The sequence below is a fragment of the Neisseria mucosa genome (genome assembly GCA_003028315.1).
Taxonomy (GTDB): domain Bacteria; phylum Pseudomonadota; class Gammaproteobacteria; order Burkholderiales; family Neisseriaceae; genus Neisseria; species Neisseria mucosa.
In genome coordinates this window covers 231,652-251,302 of record CP028150.1, presented here as the reverse complement: position 1 = coordinate 251,302, position 19,651 = coordinate 231,652, and the positions used below count along the sequence as shown (strand labels likewise).

Here is a 19,651-nt window from a genome sequence, read left to right as displayed (position 1 = left end):
TAATTATGAATGGCTAGTTTAGGATATTTTTATTAGAGATATTCACTTTATTTTTAATAATTTCGTATGTATTATCCCTATTTAATGACATTCAAAAGGAAAAGCATCATGAAAGAACTGGATAAAACCGATCTGAAAATTTTAAAATTTCTGCAACAAAACGCCCGGATACCGATGACGGAGCTGGCGGAGAAAGTGGGGCTTTCGACTACGCCTGTTACCGAGCGCGTCAAACGGCTGGAGCGCGATAATTTCATTACCGGCTATCACGCCCGCCTCAATCCGAATTTATTGGGCAAAGGATTGTTGATTTTTGTCGAATTGAAGCTGCGTTCGAAGTCAGGCAATATTTTTGAAGATTTTCGTCGGGAAGTCATGAGGATTCCGCAAATTTTGGAATGCCACTTGGTATCGGGCGAATACGATTATCTGATTAAAGTCCGCCTGCCCGATATGTCGGCCTATCGGGATATGTTGGGCAATATTTTACTGCACCTGCCTGCCGCGGCGGAAAGCCGAAGTTATGTGGTGATGGAGGAAGTAAAAGAAGAAACGGTATTGGATTTGGATTGAGTGTAGGACAGAAGCCAAGATTAGAATAATTACACTGGTAGATAGTAGATAGGGAAATATGAAATATTGTAACTTCTTTGCTTATATCATTAGATTGAAAGAAAAAAGCAAAAAAAATGCACACATCAATAAGATGTGTGCCAAGTCTACAAAGGAGAAATAGAGGAGAAACTATTAACTGACTACTCGAACCAGCTAACGGGGCGAATTATGCGCTTTAAGCGGAAGTAATGCAAGTTTTTTCTTGTAAAGTTTCTCTTTGATTGTTGTATTTTTGTATTTTGTAGTTATATTCCATGAAGTATAAATAAATTAGGAATAACCCTTTGGCAAAATCAGGCTCTTTCATTCAAAGGGAAAAGGCCGTCTGAAAACCCTTTCCCCTTAAAGGAGGGCGGTTTTCAGACGACCTTTTGCCTTAATCGTTCAAACCGGTTTTATTCTTCGTCACCCGTATCGCTGATGCTGATGCTGTGTTCCATCCTGCTCGGGTGGATTTTCAAGCCGCCGCAGCCGGATTTCTCGGCGGACAGGCGATCGAGGTAGGCCTGGTCGATGTCCCCGGTTTGATAGATGCCGTTGAAACAGGACGAATCGAAGGATTCGATTTGAGGATTGAGTGCTTTGACGACGGTTTCCAAATCGCTCAAATTTTGGAAAACGATGCCGTCCGCGCCGATTTCGGCGGCAATTTCCGCCGCGCTGCGCCCGTTGGCAATCAATTCTTCGCGCGTGGGCATGTCGATGCCGTACACATTGGGATAGCGTACTTCGGGAGCGGCGGAGGCGATATAGACTTTGCGCGCGCCTGCTGCGCGTACCATTTCGACGATTTCGCGGCTGGTTGTCCCGCGCACGATGGAGTCGTCCACCAGCAACACGCTTTTTCCTTCAAACTCGGTTTCCATCGGGCTGAGTTTTTGGCGCACGGATTTTTTGCGCGTCGCCTGACCGGGCATGATAAAGGTGCGGCCGATATAGCGGTTTTTAATCAAACCTTCGCGGTAAGGCTTTTTGAGGTGGACGGCAAGTTCCATCGCACTGGGGCGGCTGGTGTCGGGAATGGGCATCACAACGTCGATGTCGTCCACGGGCAGCTCGCGTTTGATTTTTTCCGCTAAGGACACGCCCATATCCAAACGCGATTGGTAAACCGATACGCCGTCGATTACGGAGTCGGGACGGGCAAAATAGACGTATTCGAAGAGGCAGGGGCTGAGTTTGGCGCGGTCACTGCATTGACGGGCAATCAGTGCGCCGTCAAAGCCGACGAATACTGCTTCGCCCGGCTGGATATCGCGTTCCAAATCGTAGGCAAGCGCATTGAAGGCAACGGATTCGGAGGCGACGGCATAGGATTTTCTGCCTGCCTCGTCGGTTTGCGAACCCAACACCAGCGGGCGGATGCCGTAAGGATCGCGGAAAGCGAGCATACCGTAGCCCGCAATCATGGCAACCACGCCGTATGCGCCGCGCACCAGGCGGTGGACTTCGGCAACGGCGTTGAAAATATTGTCGATATTGAGCCGGTGGGGATTGGCGTTTTTAGAGACTTCGCGGCGCAATTCGTGCGCGAATACGTTGAGCAAGACTTCGGAATCGGAGCTGGTGTTGACGTGGCGCAGGTGTTTGTTGCACACGTTTTCATACAGTTCGGCGGTATTGGTGAGGTTACCGTTGTGCGCCAAAACGATGCCGAAAGGCGAGCTGACGTAGAAAGGCTGCGCCTCCGCGCTGCTGCCCGCGTTGCCCGCCGTAGGATAACGGACGTGGGCGATGCCCGCGTTGCCGATCAAATCGCGCATATTGCGTGTGCGGAACACTTCGCGCACCATGCCTTTGCCTTTGTGCATATGGAACGTGCTGCCTTCCGCCGTCACAATGCCCGCCGCATCCTGCCCCCTGTGCTGCAACATCTGCAAACCGTCGTACAGAAGCTGGTTTACCGGCTCATGGCTGACCAAACCTAATACACCGCACATATCGTCTTCTCCGAATTCGAGGTTAACTTGGAAAACAGAATTATAGAATAAATCGGACAAAGTTGCCCAAATTGTTGACAATATTTTCATGTCAACCCCAAAAATACGGAAACGTCGTCTGAACAAACGGCTGGAGTTTTTCAGACGACCTTTGCGGCAGACCATCCCTATTTCAATATACAATAGCAGCTCAAACCCCATTCCTACGACACCATGACCGCCAACCGCACCCTCATCATCTCCGTCTTCATCGTCGCCAGTTGCGGCCTCGCCTACGAACTCATCATCGCCGCGCTGGCGAGCTATCTTTTGGGCGACAGCATTTTGCAGTTTTCTTCCGTCATCGGACTTTATCTTTTCTCGATGGGCATCGGCGCGCACCTGACCCGCTACATCAAAGACGAAGACGTGTTGCACCGCTTTATCGAAATCGAACTTTTGGTCGGCATCATCGGTGGCATTTCCGCGCTGGCCTTGTTCGTCGCCTTCGGGCTTTCCGCCGCCCCGTTCCGCACCCTGCTCTATGCCTTCGTGCTGATTGTCGGCGCAGTCGTCGGCATGGAAATCCCGTTGGTCATGCGCGTGTTAAACCGCAAAGGCGCAGAGTTTAAAGAACTCGTTGCCAAAGTCCTGACCTTCGACTATCTGGGCGCACTCGCCGTTTCCTTGCTCTTCCCGCTTCTACTCGCCCCCAAACTCGGCATGGCGCGTTCCGCTCTCTTGTTCGGCATCCTCAACGCCGCCGTCGCCTACCTGACCGCGCGTGTCTTCAAAGCCGAACTGCCCCGCTACCGCGCCATCCGCCTGCGCGCGCTGATTGTCTTGTCCGTCCTCGCCGCCACCTTCGCCTACGCCGACCGCATCTCCTTCAAAGCCGAACAAAGCTATTTCGGCGACCCCGTCGTCTATCAAAGCCACTCGCCCTACCAGCGGCTCGTCGTTACCCGCTGGAAAGACGACACCCGCCTCTACATCAACGGCAACCTGCAATTCTCCTCGCGCGACGAAGCCCGTTACCACGAAGCCCTCGTCCTGCCCGCCATGCAGATGGTTTCCAACGCCTCCCGCATCCTCATCCTCGGCGGCGGCGACGGACTGGCGGCGCGCGAAGTCTTGAAATACCCGCAGGTCAAACACGTTACCCTGGTCGATTTAGACCCCGACATGACCGCCACTTTTAAAACCTCCGCCGCCTTAAGCGCGCTCAACCAAGGCTCGCTGTCCCATCCCAAAATGCACGTCGTCAACGACGATGCCGCCAAATGGCTGGAGGGGTCGTCTGAAAAATTCGACGTCATCATCATCGACCTGCCCGACCCGTCCAATTTCTCACTGGGCAAACTCTACTCCGTCCCCATGTACCGCCTCGTCGCCCGCCATCTTCAGCCGCAGGGCAAAATCGTCGTCCAATCCACCTCGCCCTACTTCGCCCCAAACGCCTACTGGTCGGTCGTCGCCACCCTCGAAGCCGCCGGCCTTTCCACCGCGCCTTATCACGTTTACGTCCCCTCCTTCGGCGAATGGGGATTTGTGTTGGCAGGCTTCGATAAGCAATTCCCCGTCCCGCAGAAATTCGACGTTCCCACGCGTTATCTGAACGCCCAAACCGCCGCCGAAATGTTCCGCTTCCCGCCCGACATGGCAAGGCGCAAGGTCGAGCCGAACTATCTGAACAACCAAATCCTCGTCAGCTATTTCGAAAGCGACTGGCGCAACGTAACTCGTTGAGCCGTTTTCCCAAAACAAAGGTCGTCTGAAAACCAAGCATTTCTGTTTTTCAGACGACCTTTTGATTTCCAGCTTTCAACTCTTTCTCTTATTTTTTCGAATTTGCCAACCCAAAGTCGGGCTATAGCTAAATTATAGTAGATTAAATTTAAATCAGGACAAGGCGACGAAGCCGCAGACAGTACAGATAGTACGGCAAGGCGAGGCAACGCCGTACTGGTTTAAAGTTAATCCACTATACTTTTCTCCGATACGCAATTTACCTTACCAGTTATCGTCATTCCTGAGCAGGCGGCAATCCATTTTTGAAATTCAGAAACTGTTTTTCAAACCAAGGTTTCTCAAGTTTTACGATGGACTCCCGCCTGCATGGGAATGACAGAATTTGATGATATGCCGGATTTAAAGTTAAGTATGTTTGCTATATTCGGACGACCTTTCGAATAAGATATCACAGCATGGGCTTTGCCAGCGAAAACTTTCCTTCCCGCCGTCTGTCCGACTGCAGCAATCTGGAGACACAGCCTGCACCACGACAACTTTTCAAACGTTCCATCAAACCCACCCCTAAAGTGAACGCTTGCGCCCCGCATTCGCCCGCGAAAACCGTTACCCCAAAAACCAAAAGGTCGTCTGAATTTTTCAGACGACCTTTCTTCCTGTACATCCTTCCTTACCTGCACTCATACCCAAAAATCGCGCGGCGGGTCGAGGACGGGTTTGACGATGCCGGTACGGACGGCAAAATCGCCGAAGCCTTCGTCGTCGAGGCGGTTTTGCGCCCAGTTACCGACCCAGCCGTCGACGATTTCGAGGATTTCGGGTTCGGTAATGTTTTCTTTAAAGAGGCGCGGGATGCGGGTGCCTTCGCGGTTGCCGCCTGCGTAGAGGTTGTAGCGGCCGACGGCTTTGCCGACTAAGCCGATTTCGGCGAGCATGGCGCGGCCGCAGCCATTGGGGCAGCCTGTGACGCGCAGGACGATGTATTCGTCTTCCAAGCCGTATTTGGCGAACATTTCGTCGATTTTGTCGGAGAACGATGGCAGGAAGCGTTCGGCCTCCGCCATCGCCAGCGGACAGGTCGGCAGGGCGACGCACGCCATCGAGTTTTCGCGCTGGATGGTGATGGATTTGCTGATTAAGCCGTGTTCTTTGGCGATTTTGTCTATGGTGTCTTTCAGCTCGGGCGGAACGTTGGCGACAACGAGGTTTTGGTTGGCGGTCAGGCGAAAGTCGCCGGGGTGAATTTTGGCGATTTCGCGCACGCCGGTTTTCAACGGTCTGCCGGGGTAGTCGAGCAGGCGGCCGTTCTCGATGAACAGGGTCAGGTGCCAGTTGCCTTCGAGTCCTTTAACCCAGCCGATGTGGTCGCCGCGATGGGTGAAGGCGTAGGGGCGGATAGGTTCGAACTTGATGCCCATGCGCCGTTCAACTTCTTCTTTGAACACTTCGACGCCGACGCGCTGGAGGGTATAGCGGGTACGTGCGGCTTTGCGGTCGCTGCGGTTGCCCCAGTCGCGCTGGGTGCTGACGACGGCTTCGGCGGCGTTGAGGGTGTATTCGAGGGGGACGAAACCGAATTCGTAGGAGGTGTTGGGGTAGGTTTTGGTGTTGCCGTGTTCGCTGGACAGCCCGCCGCCGACAAGGACGTTGAAGCCGACAAGTTTGCCGTTTTCTTCTATGGCGACGAAGCCTAAGTCGTTGGAATGGATGTCCACATCGTTGTCAGGCGGGATGACGACGGCGGTTTTGAATTTGCGCGGCAGGTAGGTTTTGCCCAAAATCGGTTCGACGTCGTCGGCAATTTCTTTGTTGCGTGGTTCGGTCGGTTCGGTGGTGAACACTTTTTCGCCGTCCAGCCAGACATCGGCGTATGCCATAGTGCGCGGCAGAAGGTGCATACTGATGCGTTTCGCCCATTCGTAGGCTTCTTGGTGCAGCGGGCTTTGAACGGGATTGCTGGTGCAGAGTACGTTGCGGTTGACGTCGCTGGCGGTGGCGATGGAATCGAGGCCGAGTTTGTGCAGGGACTGGTGCGCCAGTTTCAAATCGGTTTTTAAAATGCCGTGGTATTGGAAGGTTTGGCGGTTGGTCAGGCGGATGGAGCCGTAAATGGTGTGGTCGCCGGCAAATTCGTCTATGCCCAGCCACTGCGCCGGCGTAATGATGCCGCCGGGCAAGCGGCAGCGCAACATCATGTTTTTTAAGGGTTCGAGTTTTTGATCGGTACGCTCGGCGCGGATGTCGCGGTTGTCCTGCTCGTACATGCCGTGGAAACGGATGAGCTGGAAATTGTCGGCGGTAAAGCCGCCGGTAAAGTCATCGGTCAGGTCTTGTTTGATGGTACCGTGCAGATAGTCGCTGCGGTCTTTCAGGGCTTCGTTGCCGGAAAGCGGGGTGTCGGGCAGTTTGGCGCGCGGGTCGGCGGTGGTAGTCATAGGGTGCTCCTTATTCTCAGTTTGGAGCTACTTTAATCAGGTCGTCTGAAAATGGGAAAGAATGGTTTGTTCGATTTAAAGATGATTTCGTTATATCCAAAAGATTACCTGTAATGTAGGGGCACACTGCACCAAATAGAAAAAAGGTCGTCTGAAAATATTTTCAGACGACCTTTAACAGGATATTTGGGATTTAGCGCACGCTGCAAGAAGTTTCTACACGGTTGCCGTACGGATCGGTAAAGCTGAAGGATGCTTCGCCGTTTTTCTCATGCCATTCCGCACCTTTGCCGAACAGGCCGCGGTTGGAAGTGTAGCGCGAGCCGGAACCGGAAACATCGGATGACAATACAGCGCGCTTGTCGTCAAGGCGCAATTCCAACTGATCGTTATTCAAGTTGCGGACATCAACAGACAATCCGTTCTCACAAGAGAAAGTGCGCAAACGGCGGGACTCTGATGTGCGACGGTTTTCTTCATAACGACGCTCTTCACGGCGCATCTCGTTACGATCGTAATTATCATCACGATTGTCGTAACGGTGTTCATGGCGATGCTCGTGACGGGAACCACGTTCGAAATCATAATCCATGTCGGGTGCGACACAGGCACCAAGGGATAATGCGGCGGCAACAGCCAGTAATACTTTTGATTTCATAAATATCTCCTAAATAGGAATTTGTCTGCTAAATGCGCTGCCATGTTATAAACATCTCCACCTCCAAACAAGCGGGATTACGCTAATTTACCCGATATTCCTAAAACCGGTTGTTTGCAGGCAAAAAAGATATTTTTAATGATATTAACCAACATGAGTTTACATGATTACCAAAAAAATCCGCACCATTTTCAGGTGCGGACAGTCGATCCAACCGGTATTTAACGCTGACGTGCCTTAAAGCGCGGGTTACTCTTACAAATAACGTAAACCTTACCCTTCCTGCGGACGATTTGACAGTCGCGGTGGCGTTTTTTCGCTGTTTTCAGTGAAGATAAAACTTGCATTATTTGTCCTTTCTAAATGAAGACATCATCGATTGGAAACGCTGATTGAACTTGCTCGCACGCCCTTCAGTGTTAACGTTTCGCTGTCTGCCGGTGTACACAGGATGAGATGCAGACGACGTATCCAGCGCGAAAAGCGGGTATTCTTTTCCATCTTTCCAAACCATCGTCTTACCATGCGTCTCCGCACAAGAGCGGATAAGCCAGCCTTCATTTGCACCGCTGTCGAAAAATAAAACAGTACGGTAATTATCAGGATGAATATTCGGTTTCATCAATCAATACTCCATAATTAATATGTTATAATATAACATTATACACTATTTTAAAAATATCGCAAGTTCCCTCCAAATACCTTTTCATAAAAAAGAAATACGGATAAGGCATTAAACCTTACCCGTACTTCTTTTTCATGTATTTTAACGGTTATTCAACAACATAACCTTCTTTATCCCAATGCGTTTTCTTCACCAGCTGATCGTTGGAATAAACCGATTCTGACTTTTTGGCCCCATCTTCGTACCATTCCAAAACAATACCATTACGACGACCATTAGAAATGCTGATTTCCGATAAAATACGACCATTTTCGTCCCAACTCAAAATCTCAGTCGGTTTATCGTTGACCATATTCATTTCCATCTTCGGACTGCCGTCCGGATACCATTGCTTCCAATAACCGTTGGCTTTGTCGTGTTTGAACTGGATCTCGCTTTCCTTCACCCCATTACGGTAATATCGCGAACCGGTTCCTTCGCTCAAACCGTTTTGATAAGGCATCACAGCAGATTTCTTACCGTTCGGATACCAGTTTGTCCATTCACCGTTCGGCTTGCTGTTTTTATAAGTCCCTACCATTTTTTTCTGTCCGTTGAAATGCCAAAGCGTCAACGTCCCATTATCTAACACGGGAACAAACACTTTAATTTGCTCTGCAGGAACTTCATACGGATCAGAATATTTCTTCATGGACGGGTAATAAAAATCCTGCGCCTTGGCAATACCTGATTGAACCGTATATTGTCGGACATATGCAACCGATGACATCGTTGCTGTAATTTTGCCATGTTGATTAAAATAAACAGAATGGAATTGCGCCCATGTTTGAGAAAATACCCCTAAAAGCAGTACGGCAGCCAAACTTTTTTGCCAATATTGAATCATTGTCAGATTATCCAGAAACTGGAGCCAATAATATCGCTCCTTAGATTAAATGTGCAGATTGAAGTATGCCGACAACACATCATTGTGTTTGTATCATTATAACTTTCATAGCATGGATTGTTAAACACAATATCCGTGCAGGCTATTGATATAAAAGACAATAACTTCGAAAAATGGTTCAATTCAATACAAGCAGCATCAATACATCATTTAAAAACAGGTACCTATCATATTTATTAAGGATGCTTATAAACTAGGTAAATATTTTCTAATATAGTGGATTAACTTTAAACCAGTACGGCGTTGCCTCACCTTGCCGTACTGTCTGTACTGTCTGCGGCTTCGTCGCCTTGTCCTGATTTAAATTTAATCCACTATACATAGCAAGCCCCAAAATCCATAAAAACAAACAGCCACTTCCCTTAGATAAGGAAGCGGCTGTTTATCTAATAAACTAAGCAAGTGCTTTTTGCAAATCTGCCAATATAGAATTTAATCCGGCTTTAACCTCTTCCGCTTTTGCAGCAGGATGACCGTTTGCATCCAAAGAATCACGACTGAAGCGGTCGACATAAGGCGCAAAGGTATCTTTCAACTTCAGCAGTTTCACCACATCGGGACGGGTGTAACGATCGCCGCCGTAACCGACAACGATACCGTTCTCATGTTGCCACTGGGCAAATTGTGACGGGCTGATTTGCACCAATTCGCACATTTCGTCCAGCGAGAAATAACGTTTTGCAGGAATAACGGGATTAGCGTTGTTTGTCATAGTAATGCTCCACCATGCCTTTGAGTTTTTGGCTGGCATGGAAAGTTACTACGCGGCGGGCGGTAATCGGTACTTCTTCGCCAGTTTTCGGATTACGGCCGGGACGCTGCGGTTTGTCGCGCAACTGAAAATTACCGAAACCGGAAATTTTGATTTCTTCGCCGCGTGCCAAAGTGCTGCGGATTTCTTCAAAAAAGAGTTCGACGATTTCTTTGGCATCGTTTTTGGTTACATTGCTGACTTTATCTACCAAAATATCGGCCAATTCGGCTTTAGTTAATGTCATATTATTACCTTCTGTTGTAACAGGTGCAGATTATTACTAATTTCTATTTAAAATTCAAGCGAATATTTATTTTTTAGCTGCGAAGTTGTGCTCCCGCAGCAGTTGCCGCGTCAATCAGTTTTCCGATAACCGGCTCGACTGTTTCATCCGTCAGCGTGTTTTCCATATCCTGCAAAATCACTTTGACCGCCATGCTCTTCATCCCTTCAGGCAGTCCCGTACCGCGATATACGTCAAATACGCTGATTTCCTGTACCAACTTGTTTGCTGCACCTTTCAATGCGGCCAACAAATCATCATGAGTCATGGTTTCAGGCATAACAAACGCCAAATCCCTGCGCACCGGCTGGAATTTCGATACTGCCTGATAGCGCATTTTTTCGCGTTCCAACACGGCGGCCATATCGATTTCAAATACCAGCGGTGCTTGCGGCAAGTCGTATTTTTGCAGCCATTTCGGATGCAATTCGCCGACAAAGCCGATGACTTGGCCGTCTGAAACAATATTGGCGGCGCGTCCTGGATGCAGGGCGGGATGTTCGGTTTTGACAAACTCAACTGCTTTGTTTTTCAACAGATTTTCCACATCGGCCTTGATGTCGTAAAAATCCGCGTTGCGCGTTTTCTCTCCCCATTGTTCGGGCATTGCCGCGCCGTACCACAGGCCACCGATGCGTTCGTTTTGTACAAACAGGCCGTCTGAATCCTTGCTGAACACGCGGGCGATTTCAAACACGCGCACGCGGTTTTGCTTGCGGTTCAGATTGTTTTGCAGAATTTCCACCAAGCCGCCGATGAGCGTGGAACGCATCACGGCATACTGCGCCGCCAGCGGGTTTTGCAGACGGATGGGATTGGCGTTGGCGGCAAAGTCGTGTTCCCACTGCTCGTCAACGAAGGCATAGCTGACCACTTCGCGGTAGTCGCGCGCCGCCATTTCGTTATAAACGGCAAAACGCGGACGGCGGGTTTCGGGCAGCGCCAGCATTTTCAGACGACCTGACGTGTAATCGTCGGGGATATTTTCATAGCCGTAAACGCGGCCGATTTCTTCAATCAAATCGGCTTCGATTTCGATGTCGAAACGGAAACTCGGCGCGGTAACGCGGAAGCCTTCTGCGGTTTTTTCAGGCTGCAGACCCAAGTGCTGCAAAATGGTTTCCACCTGTTCGGCGGGAATGTCCACGCCCAACACCGTTTTCAGACGACCTAAACGCAATTCAACCTGCTTCGCTTCAGGCAATTCGCCTTGCGCTTCCACCATTTCTCCTGCCGCACCGCCGCAGATTTGCAAAACCAATTCGGTGGCGCGTTCGATAGCATCAGCCTGTAAACGGTAATCCACGCCGCGCTCAAAGCGGAACGACGAATCCGAGCCAAAACCGTATTGGCGCGATTTGCCGGCGATGATTTCAGGCGCAAACCAAGCCGCTTCCAGCACGATATTTTGCGTGTCGTCTGAAACCGCGCTTGCCGCGCCGCCCATCAGACCCGCCAAGCTCAACGCACCTTTTTCGTCGGCCACTACCAGCGTGTTTTCAGACAAAGAGACGGTTTTCTCGTTCAGGCATTTCAGCGTTTCACCTTCGCGCGCACGGCGGATGTGCAGGCTGCCTGAAAGTTTGTCGGCATCAAAAACATGCATCGGCTGACCAATTTCCAGCATCACATAATTGCCAATGTCCACCAGAGCGGAAATACTGCGGATACCGCTGCGCTCCAAACGCTGCTTCATCCAATCCGGCGTAGCGGCGCGCGCGTTCACGTTTTCAATCACGCGGCTGATAAAGCGGCCGCAATCGGCAGGCGCATCAATCTGCACGGGCTGTTTGCGGCTACCTGTGATTGGCGCGGCATGGATTGCAGGCCGCTTGAACGCGCAACCCGTCAGCGCGGACACTTCACGCGCAATGCCTTTGATGCTCAGGCAGTCGGCACGGTTCGGCGTGATTTTCAGCGTGAACACCGTATCGTCCAAATCCAAATATTCACGGATGTTTGCACCGACGGGAGCGTCTTGCGGCAGAATGTGCAGGCCGTTCACGCCGTCGTCAGGCAGACCGAGTTCATCGGTGGAACACAACATCCCGTTCGACACCACGCCGCGCATCTTGGTCGGCTTGATTTTGAAATTGCCCGGCAACACCGCGCCCGGCAGCGAACACGGCACTTTGATGCCCGCTTTCACATTCGGCGCACCGCACACAATCTGTACCAACTCGCCCGTCCCCGCATCGACTTGGGTAACGTTCAAACGGTCGGCATCAGGATGTTTTTCAACGGATTTCACTTCAGCAATTACCACGCCTGTAAACGCAGGGGCGGCAGTCTCGGCCTCTTCCACTTCCAAGCCGGACATGGTTAACAAATGTTCCAGCTTATCGGCGGAAAGTTCGGTATCGGCTTGGATTTTCAGCCATGAGTAGGAGAATTGCATGTTATGTTCTCAATCAACTAATTAACTTTTGTTTTATCAGATTTTGTTTTCAGACGACCTGTTTGCTTGGGAGTGCAGGCTGCTTTTTAACTTTGTTAGGGCAGTTTCTTTTAGGCAGCCTGCACAATCATTTCGCAAACTGCTTCAAAAAGTTCAAATCGTTATCAAAAAACAGTCGCAAATCATTCACGTTGTAACGCAACATAGCGAAACGGTCGAGACCAATGCCGAAGGCGAAACCAGTGTATTTCTCGGGGTCGATATTCACGTTTTTCAACACGTTGGGATGCACCATGCCGCAGCCGCCGACTTCCAGCCATTTGCCGTTTTCGCCCATGATGTCGATTTCGGCGGACGGTTCGGTGAACGGGAAGAAAGACGGACGGAAACGTACTTGCAAATCATCGCGTTCGAAAAAGCGGCGGATAAAGTCGGTAAACACGGCTTTCAAATCGGCGAAGGTTACGCCCTCTTCCACCCACAGGCCTTCGGCTTGGTGAAACATGGGTGAGTGCGTAGCATCGCTGTCCACACGGTAAACGCGGCCGGGAGCGATAATACGGATGGGCGGCTCTTTTTTATCGAGCATGTAGCGGATTTGAATCGGGGAAGTGTGCGTACGCAAAACATCGCCGTTTTCAACGTAGAACGTATCCTGCATGGCGCGTGCCGGGTGGTTTGCGGGGATGTTCAGGGCTTGGAAGTTGTGGAAATCGTCTTCGATTTCCGGGCCGTCTGCCACTTCAAAACCCATACCGTGAAAGAGTTCGACCACGCGCTGCAAAGTCAGGGTTACGGGATGCAGACCGCCATTTTCCTGCGCGCGTCCGGGCAGGGTAATATCGAGTGCTTCGGCGGCAAGCTGGGCTTGAAGTTTGGCTTCGTTGAGGGCATCGCGTTTATTGTTAAAGGCCGTCTGAAACTGGTTTTTGCATTCATTGATATGCGCACCTATGGTTTTGCGCTCTTCAGGCGACATTTGACCTAAGGTTTTCAGAAGTCCGGTCAACTCGCCGGTTTTACCAAGATAACGGGCTTTGATTTGTTCTAGAGCGTTGAAGTCTTGCGCGGCCTCTACTGCGGCAATACCTTCTGCAACGATACGGTTTACATTTTCCATAGTGGTTTATCGTCTGTCGGTTGATGATGGGTCGTCTGAAACAATGAGGCCGCCTGTATGGTTTGGTGTTGCCAAACTTTTCAGACGACCTTTTATCGTTTACGGCCAATCCGTTTGATAGAATCGACGTATTTTAGCGCAAATCAATTCAAAAAAATAGACTTTAAAGAAAGAAAATCAATCACATAGACTTTATTCAAACAAAGAAAAAAGGAAGCCGTAGCTTCCTTTTTAAATTTTTTGGATTAAGCAGCCAAAGCAGCTTTAGCTTTCTCAACCAATTGTGCAAAAGCGGCTTTATCAAATACAGCCAAATCAGCCAATACTTTGCGGTCGATTTCGATAGAGGCGCGTTTCAGACCGTTCATGAATTTGCTGTAAGACAGACCATTTTCACGGGCACCTGCATTGATACGGACAATCCACAATTGACGGAATTGGCGTTTGCGTTGACGACGGTCACGGTATGCGTACTGACCAGCTTTCATTACCGCTTGCTTGGCAACGCGGTATACGTTTTTACGACGACCGCGGTAGCCTTTGGCTAACGCGAAGATTTTTTGGTGACGGGCACGAGCGGTTACACCGCGTTTTACGCGTGGCATATTCTAAACTCCTTAAGCGTAGGGTAACATTTTAGCAACAGAAGCCAAATCGCGATCGTTTACCATAGAGGTACCGCGCAGTTGGCGTTTGTTTTTAGTGGTCTTTTTAGTCAAGATGTGGCGTTTGAACGCATGAGCGCGTTTTACACCGCCGTTACCCAGTACTTTGAAGCGTTTTTTCGCGCTAGACTTGGTTTTCATTTTAGGCATGGGAAAACTCCATTCGTTATTAGATAAGGCATCAGGGGGTTTTAAAACATTGGTTTCAAACACTTGAACCCAAAATGCCACGGTTTTTGCCGCCAATCAAAAGCTTACTCCGAAGCGGCAATCGGGGTAAGCTGAAAATTATAACTTTATTTTTTCTTCGGTGCAATCATCATCACCATTTGACGGCCTTCCATTTTAGGGAAGGATTCGATTTGAGCCACTTCCGCCAAATCCTCTTTTACGCGCTCTAAAAGTTGCGCACCGAGTTGCTGGTGAGCCATTTCACGCCCGCGGAAACGAAGCGTGACTTTGACTTTATCGCCGTCAGCCAAGAAGCGGTTGATGTTGCGCATTTTGATTTGATAATCGCCTTCATCGGTACCCGGACGGAATTTGATTTCCTTAATTTGTACCTGCTTCTGGTTTTTCTTGGCTTCGTCGCGTTTCTTGGCTTGTTGGTATTTATATTTACCGTAATCCATCAGTTTGCACACAGGCGGTTTGGCAGTAGGGGAAATCTCTACCAAATCCACATCCTGCTCTTCGGCCATGGCCAAAGCTTCACGAACCGATACAACACCAAGCTGTTCGCCTGACTCACTGATTAAACGCACTTCTTTAGCGGTAATTTCGCCATTGATTCGTGCTTCGCGTTCTTGAGCGATGATGAATACTCCTATAAAAATTAATGGTTGACGAGGGCGTCTGCGATTTCTTGCTGCAGTTGCGCAATGAAATCATCCAAATCCAAAGAACCCAAGTCTTCTGCTTTGCGGCGCACGGCCACTTTGTTTTCTTGCTTCTCTTTATCGCCGACAACGATTTGATAAGGGAAGCGGTATTGGCTGTTATCACGGATTTTGTAACCGATTTTTTCGTTACGCAAATCCAGCTCTACACGGAAGCCAGCAGCCTGCAATTTGGCAGCCACTTCACGGCAGTAATCTGCTTGATTTTCGGTGATATTCATAATCACCATTTGAACCGGCGCCAACCATAGTGGGAAAGAACCTGCATGGTTTTCAATCAAAATACCGATAAATCGTTCCAAAGAACCCAAAATGGCTCGGTGCAACATTACCGGACGGGCGCGGTCATTGTTTTCGGTTACATATTCTGCATCTAAACGTTCCGGCAATACAAAGTCCAGTTGCAGCGTACCACACTGCCAAGAACGTCCCAATGCATCTTTAACATGATATTCGATTTTAGGTCCGTAGAACGCACCTTCACCCGGCAATTCGCCCCATTCCACGCCGCAAGCAGTCAATGCTTCGCGCAGGCCTTGTTCTGCCTTATCCCAGACGTCGTCTGAACCGGCACGCTTCTCAGGACGCAGTGAAAGTTTGACGGACACATCATGGAAACCGAATTGCTTGTAAATACGAACCAGCAATTCATTGAATGCCCGCGCTTCGCTGACGATTTGATCTTCGGTACAGAAAATATGCGCATCGTCTTGTACAAAACCTCGGACACGCATCAGTCCATGTAATGCACCGCTCGGCTCGTTGCGATGGCAAGAACCAAATTCTGCTAAACGCATTGGCAAATCGCGGTACGAGCGCAGACCGTTATTGAAAATCTGAACATGTCCCGGGCAGTTCATCGGCTTAACCGCGTATTCACGTTTTTCCGAACTGGTTACGAACATATTGTCTTTGTAGTTATCCCAGTGACCGGATTTTTCCCAAAAGGTTTTATCCATGATTTGGGGGGTTTTGACTTCTTTGTAACCGGCGGCATTCAGCTCTTTACGCATATGCTGCTCAATAGTCTGCCACAAAGCCCAACCTTTAGGATGCCAAAACACCATACCCGGCGCTTCGTCTTGCAAGTGGAACAAATCCAGTTGCTTGCCCAATTTGCGGTGGTCACGTTTTTCTGCTTCTTCAATACGCTGGATATAGGCTTTTAATTCGTCTTTTGTTGCCCAAGCTGTACCGTAAATGCGTTGCAGCATTTCATTATTGCTGTCGCCGCGCCAGTATGCGCCTGCCAGCTTGGTCAGCTTGAAGTTTTTCAGGAAGCGGGTGTTCGGAACGTGCGGACCGCGGCACATATCGACATATTCCTGATGATGATACATACCCATTGCTTCAACTTCGGGCATATCTTCAATCAGGCGCAGTTTGTATTCTTCGCCGCGATCTTGGAAAATTTTGATGGTTTCGGCGCGCGGAGTCATGATTTTGATTACATCATAATCTTGTGCAATCAATTCTTTCATGCGCGCTTCGATGACAGCGACATCTTCAGGCGTAAACGGTTTTTCCGTCGCAATATCGTAATAAAAGCCCTCTTCAATGACGGGGCCGATAACCATTTTTGCATTAGGATAGAGCTGCTTGACCGCATGACCGACAAGGTGGGCGCAAGAGTGGCGGATGATTTCAACGCCTTCTTGGTCTTTCGGGGTAATGATTTGGACGGTTGAATCTTCGGTAATCGGATCGCACGCATCGACCAATTTGCCGTTTACCTTACCCGCCACCGTCGCCTTCGCCAAACCTGCTCCGATAGACGCGGCAATCTGTGCCACGGTAACGGGCGATTCGTATTGGCGGACTGAGCCGTCCGGCAAGGTAATGTTCAACATCAAAAAAGCTCCAAAACATTAAAAAATAACGGCATAAATGCCGTTTGGGAAATTTGGTAGGCACGATTGGATTCGAACCAACGACCCCCACCATGTCAAGGTGGTGCTCTAACCAACTGAGCTACGTGCCTGTTTAACAGGGTTCGGATTATAGACGATACTTTGACGCAATGGCAAGTATGAAAACGAGGTTTCAGACGACATTGTCGGAACATTGTGATTTTTTTGAAACATTTTCAACAGTGAACATCTCGATACGAATAAGGTCGTCTGAAATATTCAAACACCGCTATTGCAATGAAAATCCTTTATAATCGCGTTTTTACCTCAATCGTTTGACTGCACGGCGGCTTCGCACGCCGTTTCCTACATTTATAGATACAACCTATGCTCAAATTTACCTTACATAAAAAAGATGGTCATGCCCGACGCGGCACGCTGGAACTGAACCACGGCAAAATCGAAACGCCCGTATTTATGCCGGTTGGCACTTACGGCTCGGTTAAGGCGATGAATCCGCAAAACCTGCACGACATCAAGGCACAAATTATTTTGGGCAACACTTACCATTTATGGCTGCGCCCCGGTTTGGAAGTCATCGAACAATTTGGCGGCCTGCACGATTTTATCGGCTGGAACAAACCCATCTTGACCGACTCGGGCGGTTTTCAGGTTTTCTCGCTCTCCGACATGCGCAAACTCACTGAAGAAGGCTGCACCTTCCAAAGCCCGATCAACGGCGACAGACTCTTCCTCTCGCCCGAAATCTCCATGAAAATCCAAACCGTACTCAATTCCGACATCGTGATGCAGTTGGACGAATGCACACCCGGCGAAGCAACGCACGAACAGGCGCAAAAATCCCTGCAAATGAGCCTGCGTTGGGCAGAACGCAGCAAAAAAGCCTTTGAAGATTTGAAGAACCCGAATGCCCTGTTCGGCATCGTGCAAGGCGCGATGTATGAAGATTTGCGCGAAGAATCGCTGCGCGGCTTGGAACAATTCGACTTCCCCGGGCTTGCCATCGGCGGACTGTCCGTCGGCGAACCCAAACCCGAAATGTACCGCATGCTGCGCACCGTCGGACCGATGCTGCCCGAACACAAACCGCATTACCTGATGGGCGTCGGCACGCCCGAAGACCTCGTTTACGGCGTGGCGCACGGCGTGGACATGTTCGACTGCGTCATGCCCACCCGCAATGCGCGCAACGGCTGGCTGTTCACCCGTTTCGGCGATTTGAAAATCAAAAACGCCAAACACAAGCTCGACAAACGCCCGATAGACGAAAGCTGCACCTGCTACGCCTGCCAAAACTTCAGCCGCGCTTACCTGCACCACCTGCACCGCGCCGGCGAAATCTTGGGCGCACAGCTCAACACCATCCACAACCTGCATTTCTACCAAGTCATCATGGCAGAAATGCGCGAAGCCATCGAGCAAGAGAAATTTGCTGATTGGCAGGCGCAATTCCATGAAAACCGCGCCCGCGGGGTGGATTGAGATTGAACCATGCTTATCGAGGTCGTCTGAAAACGTTTAACTTGATTATTCCCTTTGTTTTTCAGATGACCTTTCACACAAAAAATCATTCAATATTAAAGAAACAAACCATGCCCCGTTTCCTGCCAGAGCCTCCCCTCCCCTATACCGAACAAAACCGTACCGCCGTCCTACTGCTTAACCTCGGCACACCGGATGCTCCGACCGCACAAGCCGTCAAACCCTACCTGCTCGACTTTTTATCCGACCAACGCGTGGTGGAACTGCCGAAGCTATTGTGGCAACCGATCTTGCGCGGCCTGATACTGACGCTGCGCCCGAAAAAAAGCGCGCACGCCTATGAAAAAATCTGGTTTAAAGACGGCTCACCCTTATTGGTTTATACCGCACGCCAAGCCGAAACCTTGGGCAAACTACTGCCGGATATAACCGTCCGCTACGCCATGACTTACGGCAACCCGGGCGTTGACGACGTCTTGGCGGAATTGAAATCGCAAGGCATCGGTAATCTTTTGGTAGTCCCACTCTACCCGCAATATGCGGCATCGAGCACAGGTGCGGCTTTGGATAAAGTATTCTTGCAATTACTGCGCCAGCGCAACCAACTCAGCATACGCACGGTGTCCCGTTTCTACGAGGATGCAGGCTATATCGAAGCCATGAAAAAACATATTCAGGCATATTGGACGGAACACGGACGCGGCGAAAAACTGATGCTGAGTTTTCACGGCATACCGCAGAAACAGTACGACGAGGGCGACCCTTATCCCGACGAATGCCGCCATACGGCCAAACTGCTTGCCGAAGCCTTGGGACTGACTGAGCAGGAATATATCGTCTCCTTCCAAAGCCAGTTCGGCAAGGCGAAATGGGTTAAACCGAGTACGCAGGTTCTGTTTGACGAACTGCCGAAACAAGGCATAACGAAATTGGACGTTTTCTGTCCGGGCTTCATGGCAGACTGCTTGGAAACGATGGAAGAAATCGCTTTGATGGGGCGCGAACAATTTCATGCCGCCGGCGGTAAAGAATACCGCTATATCCCCTGCCTGAACGACAGCGCAGAATGGATAGGCGCACTGGCAGATTTGGTGCGGCGCAATTTGTGCGGATGGGTTTGAAGCATCCCCGTTGTTTCTTTGACTTAAATCTAAGGTCGTCTGAAAAGCTTCGGCAGGATAGGTTTTCAGACGACCTTTATTGTATGATTGCCCTATTCCTTTAAAACA

General features: G+C 49.9%; 19 protein-coding genes and 1 tRNA gene. 4 read left to right on the top strand and 16 right to left on the bottom strand.

Translation table 11 applies throughout. From position 1 onward, the window contains the following. The first annotated feature begins 108 nt into the window (after positions 1-108). Positions 109-573 (top strand): transcriptional regulator, encoded by a 465-nt coding sequence (locus NM96_01270; protein ID AVR78174.1) that lies wholly within the window; start codon positions 109-111, stop codon positions 571-573. Positions 574-1,010: 437 nt separating this feature from the next. Here NM96_01270 and NM96_01265 read toward each other — a convergent pair whose 3' ends face one another. Next, positions 1,011-2,555 (bottom strand): amidophosphoribosyltransferase, encoded by a 1,545-nt coding sequence (locus NM96_01265; GenBank protein ID AVR80226.1) that lies wholly within the window; start codon positions 2,553-2,555, stop codon positions 1,011-1,013. A gap of 213 nt (positions 2,556-2,768) precedes the next feature. Between NM96_01265 and NM96_01260 the strand changes: the two genes are divergently transcribed. Next, positions 2,769-4,283 (top strand): spermidine synthase, encoded by a 1,515-nt coding sequence (locus NM96_01260; GenBank protein ID AVR78173.1) that lies wholly within the window; start codon positions 2,769-2,771, stop codon positions 4,281-4,283. 341 nt (positions 4,284-4,624) lie between these two features. Here the strand turns inward: NM96_01260 and NM96_01255 are convergent, their stop codons facing one another. The 15 genes from NM96_01255 to NM96_01185 form a co-directional block, all read right to left on the bottom strand. Further along, positions 4,625-4,876, bottom strand: a complete 252-nt coding sequence (locus NM96_01255; protein AVR78172.1) for a hypothetical protein — start codon at positions 4,874-4,876, stop codon at positions 4,625-4,627. 90 nt (positions 4,877-4,966) lie between these two features. Then, a complete protein-coding gene (locus NM96_01250) occupies positions 4,967-6,721 on the bottom strand; it encodes an assimilatory sulfite reductase (NADPH) hemoprotein subunit (protein AVR78171.1) in 1,755 nt (584 codons plus the stop codon). A gap of 193 nt (positions 6,722-6,914) precedes the next feature. Then, positions 6,915-7,379, bottom strand: coding sequence for a hypothetical protein (locus tag NM96_01245; GenBank protein AVR78170.1), 465 nt, complete (start codon positions 7,377-7,379; stop codon positions 6,915-6,917). A gap of 221 nt (positions 7,380-7,600) precedes the next feature. After that, positions 7,601-7,726, bottom strand: a complete 126-nt coding sequence (locus NM96_01240) for a 50S ribosomal protein L36 (GenBank protein AVR78169.1) — start codon at positions 7,724-7,726, stop codon at positions 7,601-7,603. Next, on the bottom strand, positions 7,726-8,001 hold the full coding sequence (locus tag NM96_01235) for a type B 50S ribosomal protein L31 (GenBank protein AVR78168.1): 276 nt from the start codon (positions 7,999-8,001) through the stop codon (positions 7,726-7,728). Before NM96_01235 ends, NM96_01240 begins: the two co-directional genes overlap by 1 nt. Positions 8,002-8,152: 151 nt before the next feature. After that, positions 8,153-8,890, bottom strand: coding sequence for a hypothetical protein (locus NM96_01230; GenBank protein ID AVR78167.1), 738 nt, complete (start codon positions 8,888-8,890; stop codon positions 8,153-8,155). 454 nt (positions 8,891-9,344) lie between these two features. After that, entirely contained in the window at positions 9,345-9,662 is a 318-nt protein-coding gene (locus NM96_01225; protein AVR78166.1) for a hypothetical protein, read from the bottom strand. Next, on the bottom strand, positions 9,646-9,948 hold the full coding sequence (locus tag NM96_01220; GenBank protein AVR78165.1) for an integration host factor subunit alpha: 303 nt from the start codon (positions 9,946-9,948) through the stop codon (positions 9,646-9,648). The genes NM96_01225 and NM96_01220 overlap by 17 nt, the downstream gene beginning before the upstream one ends. Before the next feature lie 73 nt (positions 9,949-10,021). Beyond that, on the bottom strand, positions 10,022-12,385 hold the full coding sequence (locus NM96_01215; GenBank protein AVR78164.1) for a phenylalanine--tRNA ligase subunit beta: 2,364 nt from the start codon (positions 12,383-12,385) through the stop codon (positions 10,022-10,024). Positions 12,386-12,512: 127 nt separating this feature from the next. Continuing rightward, on the bottom strand, positions 12,513-13,505 hold the full coding sequence (locus tag NM96_01210; GenBank protein AVR78163.1) for a phenylalanine--tRNA ligase subunit alpha: 993 nt from the start codon (positions 13,503-13,505) through the stop codon (positions 12,513-12,515). A 245-nt stretch (positions 13,506-13,750) separates the two neighbouring features. After that, positions 13,751-14,110, bottom strand: a complete 360-nt coding sequence (locus NM96_01205; protein ID AVR78162.1) for a 50S ribosomal protein L20 — start codon at positions 14,108-14,110, stop codon at positions 13,751-13,753. Positions 14,111-14,122: 12 nt separating this feature from the next. Further along, positions 14,123-14,320 carry a 50S ribosomal protein L35 gene (locus NM96_01200; protein AVR78161.1) on the bottom strand — a complete coding sequence of 66 codons (198 nt, stop codon included), beginning with the start codon at positions 14,318-14,320 and terminating at the stop codon, positions 14,123-14,125. 146 nt (positions 14,321-14,466) lie between these two features. Beyond that, positions 14,467-14,988 carry a translation initiation factor IF-3 gene (locus NM96_01195; protein ID AVR78160.1) on the bottom strand — a complete coding sequence of 174 codons (522 nt, stop codon included), beginning with the start codon at positions 14,986-14,988 and terminating at the stop codon, positions 14,467-14,469. A gap of 17 nt (positions 14,989-15,005) precedes the next feature. After that, complete coding sequence (locus NM96_01190) at positions 15,006-16,919, bottom strand: threonine--tRNA ligase (protein ID AVR78159.1); 1,914 nt, start codon at positions 16,917-16,919, stop codon at positions 15,006-15,008. 54 nt (positions 16,920-16,973) lie between these two features. Continuing rightward, positions 16,974-17,050, bottom strand: a tRNA-Val gene (locus NM96_01185). 256 nt (positions 17,051-17,306) lie between these two features. On the opposite strand from NM96_01185, the gene NM96_01180 reads away from it, so the two are divergent. After that, a complete protein-coding gene (locus tag NM96_01180) occupies positions 17,307-18,422 on the top strand; it encodes a tRNA guanosine(34) transglycosylase Tgt (protein AVR78158.1) in 1,116 nt (371 codons plus the stop codon). 110 nt (positions 18,423-18,532) lie between these two features. Next, the gene (locus NM96_01175; protein ID AVR78157.1) at positions 18,533-19,543 is read left to right on the top strand and encodes a ferrochelatase; all 1,011 of its coding nucleotides are present in this window, start codon (positions 18,533-18,535) and stop codon (positions 19,541-19,543) included. Positions 19,544-19,651: the final 108 nt, after the last annotated feature.

Coding starts and splice junctions, on each gene's coding strand:
- NM96_01190 (AVR78159.1), bottom strand. CDS start 16,919: ATGTTGAACATTACCTTGCCGGACGGCTCAGTCCGCCAATACGAATCG.
- NM96_01235 (AVR78168.1), bottom strand. CDS start 8,001: ATGAAACCGAATATTCATCCTGATAATTACCGTACTGTTTTATTTTTC.
- NM96_01255 (AVR78172.1), bottom strand. CDS start 4,876: ATGCGGGGCGCAAGCGTTCACTTTAGGGGTGGGTTTGATGGAACGTTT.
- NM96_01230 (AVR78167.1), bottom strand. CDS start 8,890: ATGATTCAATATTGGCAAAAAAGTTTGGCTGCCGTACTGCTTTTAGGG.
- NM96_01220 (AVR78165.1), bottom strand. CDS start 9,948: ATGACATTAACTAAAGCCGAATTGGCCGATATTTTGGTAGATAAAGTC.
- NM96_01210 (AVR78163.1), bottom strand. CDS start 13,505: ATGGAAAATGTAAACCGTATCGTTGCAGAAGGTATTGCCGCAGTAGAG.
- NM96_01250 (AVR78171.1), bottom strand. CDS start 6,721: ATGACTACCACCGCCGACCCGCGCGCCAAACTGCCCGACACCCCGCTT.
- NM96_01175 (AVR78157.1), top strand. CDS start 18,533: ATGCCCCGTTTCCTGCCAGAGCCTCCCCTCCCCTATACCGAACAAAAC.
- NM96_01260 (AVR78173.1), top strand. CDS start 2,769: ATGACCGCCAACCGCACCCTCATCATCTCCGTCTTCATCGTCGCCAGT.
- NM96_01245 (AVR78170.1), bottom strand. CDS start 7,379: ATGAAATCAAAAGTATTACTGGCTGTTGCCGCCGCATTATCCCTTGGT.
- NM96_01215 (AVR78164.1), bottom strand. CDS start 12,385: ATGCAATTCTCCTACTCATGGCTGAAAATCCAAGCCGATACCGAACTT.
- NM96_01240 (AVR78169.1), bottom strand. CDS start 7,726: ATGCAAGTTTTATCTTCACTGAAAACAGCGAAAAAACGCCACCGCGAC.
- NM96_01225 (AVR78166.1), bottom strand. CDS start 9,662: ATGACAAACAACGCTAATCCCGTTATTCCTGCAAAACGTTATTTCTCG.
- NM96_01200 (AVR78161.1), bottom strand. CDS start 14,320: ATGCCTAAAATGAAAACCAAGTCTAGCGCGAAAAAACGCTTCAAAGTA.
- NM96_01270 (AVR78174.1), top strand. CDS start 109: ATGAAAGAACTGGATAAAACCGATCTGAAAATTTTAAAATTTCTGCAA.
- NM96_01265 (AVR80226.1), bottom strand. CDS start 2,555: ATGTGCGGTGTATTAGGTTTGGTCAGCCATGAGCCGGTAAACCAGCTT.
- NM96_01205 (AVR78162.1), bottom strand. CDS start 14,110: ATGCCACGCGTAAAACGCGGTGTAACCGCTCGTGCCCGTCACCAAAAA.
- NM96_01180 (AVR78158.1), top strand. CDS start 17,307: ATGCTCAAATTTACCTTACATAAAAAAGATGGTCATGCCCGACGCGGC.